The organism is Streptomyces nanhaiensis (genome assembly GCF_046614825.1).
Taxonomy (GTDB): domain Bacteria; phylum Actinomycetota; class Actinomycetes; order Streptomycetales; family Streptomycetaceae; genus Streptomyces; species Streptomyces radiopugnans.
Genome location: NZ_JBKJFM010000155.1, coordinates 1 through 13721 on the forward strand (window position 1 = coordinate 1; position 13721 = coordinate 13721).

Below are 13721 nucleotides of genomic sequence, written 5' to 3' on the forward strand. Positions count from 1 at the left end.
GGGAGCGGCAGCGGGGCCTCGGGCAGCGGCCGTCCGAGGCCCGTCCACGTCCCCGCGGCCGCCGCCGCGGCCACCACCGCGGGCAGGCGCAGTGCGGCGCCCAGCGGATCGACCCGGATGGGGCCGGAGGCCGCGTAGATGGTGACGAGCGCCGCGACCAGCAGGTACCCCGCGATGATCCAGCCCGTGGCACGCCATGCCCCGCCCGCGTCCCCCGCCGCGGAACGCCCGCCGGAACCCGCACCGGGAACACCGGGAGCACCGGCGGGAGCACCGGCGGGGGCGTACGCGGGGACGCGGGCGGGGGCCGGTCCCCGGACCGCGCCGCGGGCCGTGCGGTGGAGCAGCCACACCGGCACGGCGCACAGCAGCAGGGGCACCAGCCCGACCGGCGCGGGGGAACCGCCGAGGGTTTCGGTGCGGACGAGCGGGGCACCGTGTGCCACCAGCCAGAGGTCGGCGGCGATGCGCAGCGCGCCGCCGGGGCCGTCGTCGGGGTGGGGCGAGGTGATCCACAGCAGCATGACGAGGACGGCGATTCCGCCCAGGCCCAGGCCCGCGGCCATCACACCGTCGAGAAGCCGGTCACGGGGAGGCACCGGCGCATGACGGACGAGCACGAGGGCATGCGGGGGCGGTGGGGAGGGCGACGCGTCGCGGTGGGTCATCGGATGCACGCCGACATGCTGCCAACAACGCCCGATTCGTCCGGGGAGCGGGGAAACACTCGATGTGTCGCACACAGTACGCTATGCAGTTTTTTCATACAGTGCGGCGGTATGGCATCCATACCGCCGCAATCGTGACGACCCGTAGGGGGCGGCCAGCATGACCGAGACACTCTCCGTTCCCGCACCCGCCGAGGGCGCGGCCCCGGAAACCGCCGCGGACGAGAAGCCCGCCGCCGGGCCGCCGTCCGGGCTCGCGGAGGCCGCGGACCACCCCCGCCCGGCGGCGGCGGACGGACCGGCCGAGGCGTTCGACCTGCTCTACGAGCGCCTGGCGCGGCCGCTGCTGCGCCAGGTATATCTGCTCACCGGTGACCGGGAGCCGGCCGGGCGGGCCGTGCGCCACGCCTTCCGGCAGGCGTGGGAGCGGTGGCCCGAGGTCGCCGTGGACCGGGACCCTGCCGGCTGGGTGCGGACGGCGGCGTACGACCACGCCCTCTCGCCCTGGCACCGGCTGGACCCCCGCCGCCGCGCGGCCCGGAGGGGCGGGACGGGAAAGGACGGGCCGGGGAGGGACGGGCCGCAGGGGAGCGGCGGAGGGCTGCCGCCGGAAGCCCTGCTGGACCTGCCGCCCTCCTACCGCCGCACGCTGCTCCTGCACGACGGCCTCGGGCTGGGGCTGTCGGAGACGGCCGCCGAGAGCGAGGCCAGCACCGCCGCCACGGCCGCACGGCTGATGCACGCGCGCGAGGCGCTGGCCGAGTACGTGCCGGTCCTGCGCCGTGTCGCACCGGCACGGCGCAGGGAGATCATCCGCTCCCTGCTGGAGGAACTGGCGGACACCGAGTCCCTGCCGGACCTCCCGTCCGCGGCCACGGCGCGCGACGGCAGCGAGCGGACGGTCCGGCTGCGGACGGGCGCCTCCTTCGGGGCGACCGCGCTGGTGGCCGCGGCGGCGGTGCTGGCGTCCCTGGGCGGACCCCAGGCGCACGACTCCGCACGGCAGGCGCCGCAGAAGGCCGGGGCCCCGGCCGTTTCCGAGTCCTCCCCGGACGGGCGGGGGAACCGGGCGGCCGGCTGAGGACGCCCCCTGGACCCGGCGGGGGTCGCACGGACGGCGCGGGCCCGCGGCCCCCTTCAAGGGGCCGCGGGCCCGCGCCGTCCGGCGCCGTGCGCCGTGCGCCGTGTCAGCCGGCGAGCAGTTCGCGCGCCAGGCGGGCGGTCTCGGACGGCGTCTTGCCGACCTTCACACCCGCGGCCTCCAGGGCCTCCTTCTTCGCCTGGGCGGTGCCGGAGGAGCCGGAGACGATGGCGCCGGCGTGGCCCATGGTCTTGCCCTCGGGCGCCGTGAAGCCCGCGACGTAGCCGACGACCGGCTTGGTGACGTTGGCCTTGATGAAGTCCGCGGCCCGCTCCTCGGCGTCGCCGCCGATCTCGCCGATCATCACGATCAGGTCGGTGTCGGGGTCGGCCTCGAACGCCTTGAGGGCGTCGATGTGGGTGGTGCCGATGATCGGGTCGCCGCCGATGCCGACACAGGTCGAGAAGCCGAGGTCGCGCAGCTCGTACATCATCTGGTACGTCAGCGTGCCGGACTTCGAGACCAGGCCGATGCGGCCCGGCTTGGTGATGTCGGCCGGGATGATGCCCGCGTTGGACTGGCCCGGGGTGATCAGACCGGGGCAGTTCGGGCCGACGATGCGGGTCTTGTTGCCCTTGGAGCCCGCGTAGGCCCAGAACTCGGCGGTGTCGTGGACGGCGATGCCCTCGGTGATCACCACGGCGAGCGGGATCTCGGCGTCGATCGCCTCGATGACCGCGCTCTTGGTGAACTTCTCCGGGACGAAGACGACGGTGACGTCGGCGCCGGTGGCCTCCATGGCCTCCTTGACCGTGCCGAAGACGGGCACCTCGGTCCCGTCGAAGTCGACGGTCGTGCCCGCCTTGCGCGGGTTGACGCCGCCGACGATGTTGGTGCCGGAGGCCAGCATGCGCCGGGTGTGCTTCTGGCCCTCGGAGCCGGTCATCCCCTGGACGATGACCTTGCTTTCCTTGGTGAGGAAGATAGCCATTGTTGTCGGTGTCCTCGTCCTTCGTTACTTCGCGGCCAGCTCGGCGGCACGCTCGGCCGCGCCGTCCATGGTGTCCACCTGCTGCACCAGCGGGTGGTCGGCATCGTTCAGGATCTTGCGGCCCAGCTCCGCGTTGTTGCCGTCGAGGCGCACCACCAGCGGCTTGGTGACGTCCTCGCCCTTGGACTTCAGCAGCTCCAGGGCCTGCACGATGCCGTTGGCGACGGCGTCGCAGGCGGTGATGCCGCCGAAGACGTTGACGAAGACGGACTTGACGTCCGGGTCGCCGAGGATGATCTCCAGGCCGTTGGCCATGACCTCGGCGGAGGCGCCGCCGCCGATGTCGAGGAAGTTGGCGGGCTTTACGCCGCCGTGGTTCTCACCGGCGTAGGCCACGACGTCCAGGGTGCTCATGACGAGGCCCGCGCCGTTGCCGATGATGCCGACCTGTCCGTCGAGCTTGACGTAGTTCAGGCCCTTGGCCTTGGCGGCGGCCTCCAGCGGGTTGGCCGCGGCCTTGTCCTCCAGGGCGGCGTGGTCCGGCTGGCGGAACTCGGCGTTGGCGTCCAGGGACACCTTGCCGTCCAGCGCGATGATCCGGCCGTCGCCGGTCTTGACCAGCGGGTTCACCTCGACGAGGAGGGCGTCCTCCTTGACGAAGACGGTCCACAGCTTCTGCACGGCGTCGACGATCGCGTCGGCGACCTCGGCCGGGAACTTCGCGGCCTCGACGATCTCGCGGGCCTTGGCCTCGGTGACGCCCTCGACGGCGTCCACCGGGATCTTGGCCAGGGCCTCGGGCTTGGTGGCCGCGACCTCCTCGATGTCCATACCGCCCTCGACGGACGCCATCGCGAGGAAGGTGCGGTTGGCGCGGTCCAGCAGGAAGGAGACGTAGTACTCCTCCGCGATGTCCGCGGTCTGGGCCAGCATCACCTTGTGGACGGTGTGGCCCTTGATGTCCATGCCCAGGATCTGGCGGGCCTTCTCGACCGCGTCGTCCGGGTCGGAGGCCAGCTTCACACCGCCGGCCTTGCCCCGGCCACCGGTCTTGACCTGCGCCTTGACGACCGCGCGACCGCCGAGTCGCTCGGTCACCTCGCGCGCCGCCTCGGGCGTGTCGATGACTTCACCGGCCAGCACCGGTACGTCATGCTTGGCGAAGAGATCCCTCGCCTGGTACTCGAACAGGTCCACGCGCGTCCGTCCCTAGTTGTGGTGTCGCGGTTCGTTGTCAGCGTGGGCGTGCCGCGTGGCCGCGGCGTCTGCGGAGCGCGCGGCATGTCCGCCTTGCAGGTTAGTCCCGTCGGTGTGCCCGGCATAAATCGCAGCTCACACCCGTGCGGTGACAACCGTCACAGACACCGCCCTCCCCGCCCGGGTAAGGGGTGCCGCGGCGGGACGGGATCCGGCCGGCCGCCGGGGCGGGGGCCGCACCGGTCCGCGGGGCGGGCCGCGGGCCCGGTCACCCCATCTGGCGGCGGACCAGCTCGTGGAAGAGGCCCCCGGTGTCGGCGAGCAGGTCCGCGGGAGCGCCCTCCTGCGCCACCCTGCCCTCCGACATCACGATCACCCGGTCGGCGTCCATGACGGTGGACAGCCGGTGGGCGATGACGACTCGGGTGCAGCGCAGGGCGCGGGTGGAGGCCATGACCACGCTCTGGGTCTCGTTGTCCAGCGCGCTGGTGGCCTCGTCGAGGAAGAGGATGCGCGGCCTGCGGATCAGCGCCTGGGCGATCATCAGCCGCTGGCGCTGACCGCCGGAGATGGTGCCGCCGCCGTCCGAGAGCATGGTGTGCATGCCCATGGGCATGGCCTTGATGTCCTCGGCCAGACCGGCCATCGCGGCCGCCTCCCACGCCTCCTCCAAGGAGAACGCCTCGGCGCCGCAGATGCACTCCAGGATGGAGCCGGTCAGCGGCTGGGCGTTCTGCAGCACGACGCCGCACTGACGGCGCACGGCCGTGCGGTCCAGGGCCGCCAGATCCTGGCCGTCGTACAGAACGCTGCCGGAGAGCGGCCTGTCGAAGCCGATGAGCAGCCTCAGCAGCGTCGACTTGCCGCAGCCGCTGGCCCCGACGATCGCGACGAACTCGCCCGGCCGGATCCGGAGGCAGACGTCGTCCAGGACGAGCGGGCCGTCGTCGCCGTAGCGGTAGGAGAGCTGCCGGGCCTCGACGGCGCCGCTCAGCTCGCCCGGCTGCACGCTGCCGCCGCCGACCTCCGGCAGCTCGTTCAGGATCGGCCTGACCTGCTCGAACATCGGCAGCACCGCGGCGGCGGAGATCAGTGCGCCGGTCAGCTGGGTGGCCGAGGACAGCATCATCGTCACGGCGGTGTTGAAGGTGAGGAACTCGGCGGCGGACATGCTGCCGCGGGCCGGTCCGGCCAGCAGCATGAACATCGCCAGCGTGCACAGCGGCAGGTAGACCGCGTTGAGCACGGCGACGGCGTTCCTGATCCGGCCGACGCGCCGCTGGAGTTCGCGGGTGCGGGCGAACTCCCGGGCCCAGGCGGCGTAGGCGAAGCTCTCGGCCGCGGCGACGCGCAGCTTGGGCAGTCCGCGCAGGGTCTGGAAGGCGCGGTTGTTGATCCTGTGGCCGAGCCTGACCAGCTGCCGCTGGTAGCGCAGCTGCCACAGCCCCAGGGCCAGGAAGACCGCGGCGACGGCCAGCAGCAGGGCGATCGCCGCCAGTGCCAGCGGCGCGCTGTAGACGAGCAGCAGGACGAGGTTGACCGTGCCCACGGTGGTCGCCTGGAGGGCCACCGTGCTGATGCCGGAGAGCACCCGGCGGATGGCGCTGACGCCCATGGCCGCGCCGGCCAGCTCGCCGGTGGAGCGGCCCGCGAAGAACGTCGTCGGCAGCCGCAGCAGCCGGTCCCACACGGCGGGCTGGAGCGTCGCCTCGACACGCCCCTCCAGCCGCAGGACGGCGGTGTTCTGCATCAGCATGAAGGCGGCCGAGACGACGCCGGCGGCGATGAGCGCCAGGGCCGTCTGCACGATGAGCCCGGTCTCGCCGCCGGGCACGTACTCGCCGAGCACCTTGCCGGTGGCGATGGGCACCAGTGCGCCCAGGCCGACGGCGACCAGGCCGCCCAGGGCCAGGTCGCGCAGTTCGGCGCGGGTGCCGCGCACGCTGAAGCGCAGCAGTCCGAGCAGGCCCAGCGGGCGGTCGGGCAGCGGGCGGTAGAACATCACGGCGCGCGGCTCGAAGCCGGCCGCGTTGGACCTGCCGACGCGTTCGCGCTCGCCGGTCGCCGGATCCACCGCCTCGTAGCCGCCGCGCCGCCACAGCAGCGCCACGGGCGCGCCCTCCCCGGAATCCGCCCCCGGGGCCCCACGGACGCCCTGGACGCGCCGGCCGACCAGGGGACCGCTGTCCTCCTGCCACCAGCGTCCGCCGAGCCGGACGGTGCGGGTGCGCACGCCGGAGGCGATCGCGATGCGCTCGACCGGGTCCGTGCGCCCGGAGGCGGCGCCCGCGCCGCCCGGCTCGGTCAGGGTGATGCCGGCCCGTCCGGCCACCAGCCGGCAGACGGCGAGGACCGCGTCGTCGCCCGCGCCGCGCCGGGGGGTGCGGCCGGAGCGGCCGATGGAGGCCAGCAGCGCCTGGTCCGCCTGGGTGCGGGCGGCCTCGCCGGCCTCGATGCCGGCCGCGGTGCGGTCCTCGTGGGTGCGCTCCAGCTCCTCGATCCAGCGGTCCAGGGCGTACAGCAGCCGGTACTGCTGGTCGACCATGCCCTGCCACATCGCCGTGTCGACCAGCAGCGTGCCGACGGCCTCCGCCTGGTGGGCGGCGCCGTACCGCACGCTGCCGGGGGCGATCTGCATCCACAGGACGTCGTCGTCGGCCGGGTGCTCGCCGGTGACGGCGGGGCCGTCCAGCGGCGCCTGGTAGAGCACCCGCAGGCCGCGGCCGATGCCGAGCGCGAACGCCTGCTCCAGCGGGCTGAGCCGGCCGGCGGCACCGTCCCACTGGCCCGTGTCCCACTGGCCCGTGTCCCACCGGTCCGCCGCCCACTGCCCGGCGTCCCACCCGTCCGTTCCCCAGGAGTCCGTTCCCCGGGATGGGGCGGCCCGGGCGGGGCGGGGCAGCTCGCGCAGCTCGACGCGGTGCAGCCGGCAGCCCTCCAGGGGACGGCCGACCAGGGTGTGCTCGGGGCCCTCCACCGGGCCCAGCAGCAGTGTGCCCGCCTCCAGCCGGCCCAGGAAGTGCCAGTGGCCCGAGCCCGAACTCACGGAGCCGACGGCGAACAGGTCCAGGGCCCCGTCCACGACCAGCCACAGCACGTGCGGACCCTCCAGGGAGAGGCTGCGCGCACCGGTGCAGTCGACCGCCGTGCCCAGCCCGCCCAGGGCCTCGACGACAGGGTCGGTGTGCGGGGCGTGGGGGGGATGCGGGACGTACGGGGTGTGCGGGGCGTACGGGGTGTGCGGGGACGTCAACTCAGTGCTCCCTGACCAGTTCGGCGTACGGCCCCCGCGCGGCGACCAGGTCCTCGTGGCGGCCGCGCTCCACGACCGCGCCCCGGTCGAGTACGACGATCTCGTCGCTGTCGCGCACCGTGCTCAGCCGGTGGGCGATCACCACGCAGGCGCAGCCGCGCCGCCGCAGGTTGTCGATGATGGTCTGCTCGGTCACCGCGTCCAGCGCGCTGGTCACCTCGTCCAGGACCAGGACGCTGGGGCGGCGCACCAGTGCCCGGGCGATCTCCAGCCGCTGGCGCTGGCCGCCGGAGAGGTTGCGGCCGCCCTGCTCGACCCGGCTGTGGATGCCGCCGGGGCGGCGGGCGACCACGTCGTACACGGCGGCGTCCTTCAGGGCCGCGACGACGGCCTCGTCGGGGATGGAGGGGTCCCACAGCGCGACGTTGTCGCGGACGGTGCCCTCGAAGAGGAAGACGTCCTGGTCGACGAAGGACACCGACGCCGCCAGCGCGCCGCGCGGGATGTCCTCCAGCCGCATCCCGTCGATGCGGACGGTCCCCTCCCAGGGGGTGTGCAGGCCGGAGATCAGCCGGGAGACGGTGGACTTGCCGCTGCCGGAGCCACCGACGAGCGCGACCTGCCGGCCGGGGCCGACGGTGAGCGAGAAGCCCTTCAGCAGCGGCGGGTCCAGGGGGCTGTAGCCGAAGGTGACGCCCTCCAGCTCCACGTGGCCCGTCAGGCGGCGGGTGCTGGGGACGGGCTCGCGCCGTGTGTAGAGCGGGTCGACGGGGAAGTCCTCCACGTCCCGCAGGCGGGCGACGTCGGCCGCGAAGTCCTGGATCCGCCCCGCCACTCCGTTGAGGCGGGTGATCGGCGCGGTGAAGCTGGTCATCAGGGTCTGGAAGGCGACGAGCAGACCGACCGTCAGATGCCCCTCGACCGCCCGCAGACCGCCGATCATCAGGATCAGCGCGCTGTTGAGCGTGGCCAGTACGGGCGCGACGACCGCCAGCCACGCGCTGGGCACGCCGAGCCGCTGCTGCACGTCGAGGGTGGCCGCGTGCTGCCCGGCCCAGCGGCGGAAGAAGCCCTGCTCGCCTCCGGTGGCCTTCATCGTCTCGATGAGCTGGAGGCCGCTGTAGGAGGTGTTGGTCAGCCGGGCGAGGTCGGCGCGCAGCTTCTGGGTGCCGGTGGACCGCAGGTGGAGGACGACGCGCATGGCCACCACGTTGAGCAGCGCCACGCCGATCCCGACGACGGTCAGCTGCGGGTCGTAGGTCCACAGCAGCACCGCGTAGAGCACCACCACCACGGCGTCCACGCCCGCGGCGGCCAGGTCGCGGGCGAGGGTCTCGGCGACCGTGTCGTTGGACTGCAGCCGCTGGACGAGGTCGGCGGGGTTGCGCTGGGTGAAGAAGGAGACCGGCAGGCGCAGCAGGTGCCGGAAGAAGCGGGCGCCTGCCAGGGTCGAGGAGATGATGTGTCCGCGCAGCAGATTGGCCTGCTGGAGCCCGGTGAGGACGGCGGTGAGCACCAGGGCGGCCGCCATCGACGCGAAGAGCACGCCCAGCAGGGAGGACTGCCCCCCGATGAGGAACATGTCGATGTAGGTGCGGCTCAGCGCGGGCACCGCCGCGCCGACGGCCACCAGCAGCAGGCTGGCGAGCACGGCCGCCAGCAGGGTGCCGCGGGTGCCGCGCAGCCGGGCGGGCATGGCGCTCATGACACCGGGTCTGCGGCCGCCGCCGCGGAAGCCCGCGTCGGGCTCGAAGGTGAGGACGACGCCGGTGAAGCTGGTGTCGAAGTCCTCCAGGGGCACGAACCGCCGCCCCCTGCCCGGGTCGTTGACGTACACGCCGCGGCGGCCGAGGCGGCGGCCCATGCCGTCGTAGACGACGTAGTGGTTGAACTCCCAGAAGAGGATGGCCGGGGCGCGCACCTCGGCGAGCGCCGCGAGGTCCATCTGCATGCCCTTGGCCCGCAGTCCGTAGCCGCGGGCGGCCTTGAGGATGTTGCCGGCGCGGGAGCCGTCGCGGGAGACGCCGCAGGCGATGCGCAGTTCCTCCAGGGGGACGAAGCGGCCGTGGTGGCCGAGCACCATGGCCAGCGCGGCGGCGCCGCACTCGACCGCCTCCATCTGGAGCACGGTGGGGGTGCGTACGGCCCTGGGGGTCCTGCCGCGTACGGCCGCCCCCGGTGCGGCGGCCCGGCCGCGCGGGGCGCGGCGGGAACCGCCGCCGCCGCTCCTGCGGCGGCGGCCGGGGGGCGGGAGCCGGTCGGGCCGGGGGCGGGCGGGCCGCTGTGCCGCGGGTTCGTGCGGGGCGGGTTCGTGCGGGGCGTTCACGGCAGGAGCCATTCGACGGGGCGCTGGGCCGGGAGGTGGATGGCGCCGGTGACCGGTGTCCTGGACTCGACGGCGTGCGGGGGGCCGTCCTCGGAGGACCAGAGGTAGCCGGACTCGGTGGCTGAGGAGCGCTCCAGCTCCACCAGCACCGCCACGGGGCTGCCCTGCCGGGCGAACTCGGCGGCGAGCCGGGCGTCGCCCAGGAAGGCGGCGATCCGCCGCTCCGTCTGGGGTGCCCGCCCGACCTGTCCGACGCGGCCGCGCAGCACGCCGAACTCCTCCTGGGGCGCGGACTGGACCTCCAGGTCCACCCGGGCGCCCTCGGTGATCGCCGCGCCGCTGTCGCCGGGGACGTACAGCACGGCCACCAGCGGGTCGTCCGGGTCGTCCACCCGCTCCACGGTCGCCACGTCCGCGCCGGTCCTGACGACCGAGCCCGTTCCGGCGACCAGGGCCGTCAGCCGGCCGCCGGCCACCGCGCGCACGGCCCGGTCGCCCTGTGCCGTGCGGACCCTCAGCAGGGGCGCGTCCGGGCGCAGCAGCTCGCCCTCCTCGGCGAAGACCTCGGTGACCTGGCCGGAGACCGGGCTCTGCAGCGTGTAGCTGCCCCCGGGGCGGGCGAGGAGGCCGGGGGCGTCCAGCTTGGCGGACACCGAGCCGTTGACGGCCCACAGGCCGGCGACGGCCATGACGACGACCGTGACGGCCAGGGCGAGCCGGCCCTGGGGGCGCGCGAAGCGCACGGGGAGGTCGAGTTCCTCCGGCGACCGCAGTTTGGAGAGCGCCTTCTTCCGGAACTGCACGGGCTACTCCTTCGACTGCGTTCCTCCGGGTCGTCCCGGAGCGGCATCGCGGCGGACCGGGGCGCACGGCGGCGCGGGGACGACTCCGGAGGGCGCGCGGGGCGGTACGGGGTGGGGCGGGGGCGGTACGGGATGTGGCGGGGTGGGGCGGGTCCCTGCGGCGCTGGTCCGTACAGGGCCCCGGGCGGACAGCCGCGAACCCCGGAACCAGGGGGAGCTCCGGGGTTCGGGGTGGCCTCGCGGCGCGCACGCGCACCTGCGGGGCCGTACGGCGCACGGGCCGGCGGGTCCGTGCGGACGCCGCTGTCAGAGACCGGCGATGCTGGCGTCGGCCTGGACGCCGGTGACACCGGAGACGCTGCCCGGGAGCGTGCCGGCGATGCCGGTCGCGGCCTGGACGGTGTTGAGGGAGGAGACGGCGCCCACGACGCCGGAGACGTCGCTGAGGGCGGCGCCGGCCACGCCGCCGGAGATGCTGACGATGCCGCCGGAGACGGCGTCCAGCTCGGCGTCGTCGATCTCGCGGGTCTCGAGGTGCTCACGCATGGCGCGTTTCCCTTCGTTGGTGGAGGAGTTTCTCGATGGCGTGGAACGGGCCGACGGGAAGGGCGGCCCGGCCACTCACGACAGCTTGATGACCGAAAACCGATCATCTTTCGCAGAGCCGCCGTGGTGCGGACGATGAAAACACGCACCCGACTGACCTGGCCAACCCGCCGGGAACCGCCACCGGCGGATTGCGGCAAACAGGTTGACGCACATCCACTTTCGGCCACCGAAGAGTTTCAGGATCTGCACAGGATTGAGCGACGGACCAGGTCGGGTCGTGTTTTCCGCCAGGCATAACCGGACACTTCCTCCCCCGCGCACGGCCCGGCATACCGGACATGGCAGGCGACGGTGACATGGGGGAATCGGCGCCCGCGCACCGTGTGAAAGTTTTACGAGTACGGCGCCCGGTCGCCTTCGGGCGGCACCGGCATCAGCCCGGGAAGCCGTCCGGAACACGGTCCGGCGCCTTCCGGGCGGACCGGTCCGCGAAGCACCCCGCCATGACTTCCGGCCCCCGCCCGGAAGAACGGCCCGGAGGCGGCGGGGATTTCCGCTTTCCCGGCGCCCGGAATTCCCCGCACACCGCGGAGCGTCCGCGAATTCCCCTCTTCTCCGTCACCGGTGGTCCACGACTCTCCCGGTTCGGTCACTTCCCGGGGATCGGCAGGGGGCGCTTCTCGATGGCCGCCGCCATCACCTCCGGGAAGTGGTCGGGGGTGCAGGCGAAGGCGGGCGCGCCGAGCGCGGCCAGCGCCGCGGCGTGCTCCCGGTCGTAGGCGGGGGCGCCCTCGTCCGAGAGGGCCAGGAGCGTCACGAACCGCACGCCCGCGCTCCTCATCGCGGCGACCCGCTTGAGCATCTCGCCGCGTATGCCGCCCTCGTGGAGGTCGCTGACGAGGACGAGGACGGTCTCGGCGGGCCGGGTGATGCGCGACTGGCAGTAGGCGAGCGCGCGGTTGATGTCGGTGCCGCCGCCGAGCCTGGTCCCGAACAGGACGTCGACGGGGTCGTCGAGCAGGTCGGTGAGGTCCACGACGGAGGTGTCGAAGACGACCAGGCGGGTGGAGAGCGACCGCAACGAGGCGAGCACGGCCGCGAAGACGGAGGCGTGGACGACCGAGGCGGCCATCGAGCCGGACTGGTCGACGCAGAGGACGACGTCCTTGCGCACCGCCCGGGAGGCGCGGCCGTGGCCGACGAGCCGTTCGGGCACGACCGTGCGGTACTCGGGCAGGTAGTTCCCCAGGTTGGCCCGGACGGTGCGGTTCCAGTCGATGTCCCGGTGGCGGGGGCGGCGTACCTTCGCCGACCGGTCCAGGGCGCCCGTCAGCGTGGCCCTGGTGCGGGCCGCGAGCCGGCGCTCCAGTTCCCCGACGACCTTGCGGACGACCGCGCGGGCGGCCTCCCGGCTCTCCTCGGGCATCGCCTTGCCCAGGGAGAGCAGTGCGCCGGCGAGGTGGACGTCCGCCTCGACGGCCTCCAGCATCTCCGGCTCCGCCAGCAGGGCCGACAGGCCGAGCCGGTCGATGGCGTCCCGCTGCATCACCTGGACGACGGAGGCCGGGAAGCAGTCTCGGACGTCGCCCAGCCAGCGGGCCACGCCCGGCGCCGAGGCGCCCAGCCCGGCGGAGCGCGGCCCCGGCCGGGCACCGGCGGCCTCCCCGTCCCCGTAGAGGGCGGCGAGGGTGCGGTCCATGGCCGCGTCCCGGCCGGTCAGGGCGCGTCCGGTGCCGTCGGCGTCCTCCCCGCCGCCCAGGACCAGCCGCCAGCGCCGCAGCCGCTCGTCCGTGCCGCCGGCCGCCGCGGCGGTCGTGCCCGTGTCCGTGCCCGTGGTCGCGTCGGTGCCCGTGGCCGTGGTCGCGTCAGTGGTCGGTTCGCTCACCGTGCGGTCACCCTCTCCCCCGCCGTGCCGTCTCGTCCGCCGCCGGCCCCGCGCTCCCCCAGCAGCAGCCGCAGGGTGGGCAGTACGGCGTCGGCCCGCTCCGGATCCGGCTCCTCCCCGAAACCGGGGACTGCCTCCCACGCCGCCACCGGACCGCCAGGCGCCCGCGTACCGCGCCGGACCAGTTCGCCGACGGTGCGCCGCACCGCCGGCCCGTACGAGGCGAACGTCCGCCGCAGCAGCGGCAGTACGGCGGTGAACGCCTCCCGCGGTATCCCCGCGAGCCAGCCGTCCACCAGGGCCAGCAGCCGCTCGTCGTGGACGAGCAGCATCCCGCCGTCCGCCACGAACCCCTCGATCCACCCCGCCGCGTCCTCCGGCGGGGCGCCCGGGGAGAGGGCCAGGCCCATCAGCCGGGCCGCCTCGTCCTCGGGGAGCCGCCCGTCGTCCAGCAGCAGCCGGGTGCAGCGGCCCCGGAGCAGCCCCGGGACCGCGGGGGGCCGGTCGCGGCCGGCGAGGGTGCGCAGCACCGACCGCCATCGTGCGAGCGGCTCCTCCCTCCCCAGCAGGACGACCGCCCGGTGCGCGGCCTCCACATGGCCGCGCATCTCGGCCGCACCGGCGGAGCCGAGGCCGGCGCAGGCGGGTGGCAGCCCGACGCACACCCGCTCGGCGATCCCCTCCGCGACCTCGCGCAGCGCGGCGGCGTCCGTGCCGCGCACGTCGCCGTAGCGGACGGAGCGCACCAGCGCGGGCAGGGCCCGGGCCAGGTGGCCGACGTCGGCGTCCAGGGCCGCGCGGTCGGCGAGGGCGCGCATCACCTCGGGCAGCGCCTCGCCGAGCCCGGCGAGCAGGCAGCGTTCGGCCAGCTCGGTGGTCTCGGCCAGCGAGGCCGCCTCGCGGGCCAGCGCCTCGGCCCTGGCGCGGGCCGCGGCGGCCACGGTGGTGCCCCACACCCCGGCCTCGCT

The 13721-nt window shown here is 74.5% G+C and carries 10 protein-coding genes; 1 reads left to right on the forward strand and 9 read right to left on the reverse strand.

Going from position 1 to position 13721, the window contains the following annotated elements; all coding sequences use genetic code 11:
- The coding region (locus ACLIYP_RS25160; protein WP_412715400.1) for a cell division protein PerM at window positions 1-599 on the reverse strand (599 nt) is incomplete at its 3' end.
- Between the two features lie 229 nt (window positions 600-828).
- Here ACLIYP_RS25160 and ACLIYP_RS25165 point away from each other — a divergent pair.
- Window positions 829-1749: a SigE family RNA polymerase sigma factor gene (locus ACLIYP_RS25165; RefSeq protein WP_412715401.1), complete on the forward strand. Its 921-nt coding sequence runs from the start codon at window positions 829-831 to the stop codon at window positions 1747-1749.
- A gap of 106 nt (window positions 1750-1855) precedes the next feature.
- Here the strand turns inward: ACLIYP_RS25165 and sucD are convergent, their stop codons facing one another.
- From sucD to ACLIYP_RS25205, 8 genes are all read right to left on the reverse strand, one after another.
- Window positions 1856-2740 (reverse strand): succinate--CoA ligase subunit alpha, encoded by an 885-nt coding sequence (gene sucD / locus ACLIYP_RS25170; RefSeq protein ID WP_093851149.1) that lies wholly within the window; start codon window positions 2738-2740, stop codon window positions 1856-1858.
- 24 nt (window positions 2741-2764) lie between these two features.
- Entirely contained in the window at window positions 2765-3937 is a 1173-nt protein-coding gene (gene sucC / locus ACLIYP_RS25175; RefSeq protein WP_412715402.1) for an ADP-forming succinate--CoA ligase subunit beta, read from the reverse strand.
- Between the two features lie 268 nt (window positions 3938-4205).
- On the reverse strand, window positions 4206-7190 hold the full coding sequence (locus ACLIYP_RS25180; RefSeq protein ID WP_412715403.1) for an NHLP bacteriocin export ABC transporter permease/ATPase subunit: 2985 nt from the start codon (window positions 7188-7190) through the stop codon (window positions 4206-4208).
- Between the two features lies 1 nt (window position 7191).
- Entirely contained in the window at window positions 7192-9309 is a 2118-nt protein-coding gene (locus tag ACLIYP_RS25185) for an NHLP family bacteriocin export ABC transporter peptidase/permease/ATPase subunit (protein WP_412715408.1), read from the reverse strand.
- Window positions 9310-9512: 203 nt separating this feature from the next.
- Entirely contained in the window at window positions 9513-10319 is an 807-nt protein-coding gene (locus tag ACLIYP_RS25190) for an HlyD family efflux transporter periplasmic adaptor subunit (protein ID WP_412715404.1), read from the reverse strand.
- A 306-nt stretch (window positions 10320-10625) separates the two neighbouring features.
- A complete protein-coding gene (locus ACLIYP_RS25195) occupies window positions 10626-10865 on the reverse strand; it encodes a hypothetical protein (RefSeq protein ID WP_412715405.1) in 240 nt (79 codons plus the stop codon).
- Window positions 10866-11517: 652 nt separating this feature from the next.
- Window positions 11518-12753 carry a VWA domain-containing protein gene (locus tag ACLIYP_RS25200; protein WP_412715406.1) on the reverse strand — a complete coding sequence of 412 codons (1236 nt, stop codon included), beginning with the start codon at window positions 12751-12753 and terminating at the stop codon, window positions 11518-11520.
- A partial coding sequence (locus ACLIYP_RS25205; protein WP_412715407.1) for a DUF5682 family protein occupies window positions 12750-13721 on the reverse strand: 972 nt, incomplete at its 5' end. The genes ACLIYP_RS25205 and ACLIYP_RS25200, both read right to left, overlap by 4 nt.

Coding starts and splice junctions, on each gene's coding strand:
- ACLIYP_RS25165 (WP_412715401.1), top strand. CDS start 829: ATGACCGAGACACTCTCCGTTCCCGCACCCGCCGAGGGCGCGGCCCCG.
- sucD (WP_093851149.1), bottom strand. CDS start 2,740: ATGGCTATCTTCCTCACCAAGGAAAGCAAGGTCATCGTCCAGGGGATG.
- ACLIYP_RS25185 (WP_412715408.1), bottom strand. CDS start 9,309: ATGGAGGCGGTCGAGTGCGGCGCCGCCGCGCTGGCCATGGTGCTCGGC.
- ACLIYP_RS25195 (WP_412715405.1), bottom strand. CDS start 10,865: ATGCGTGAGCACCTCGAGACCCGCGAGATCGACGACGCCGAGCTGGAC.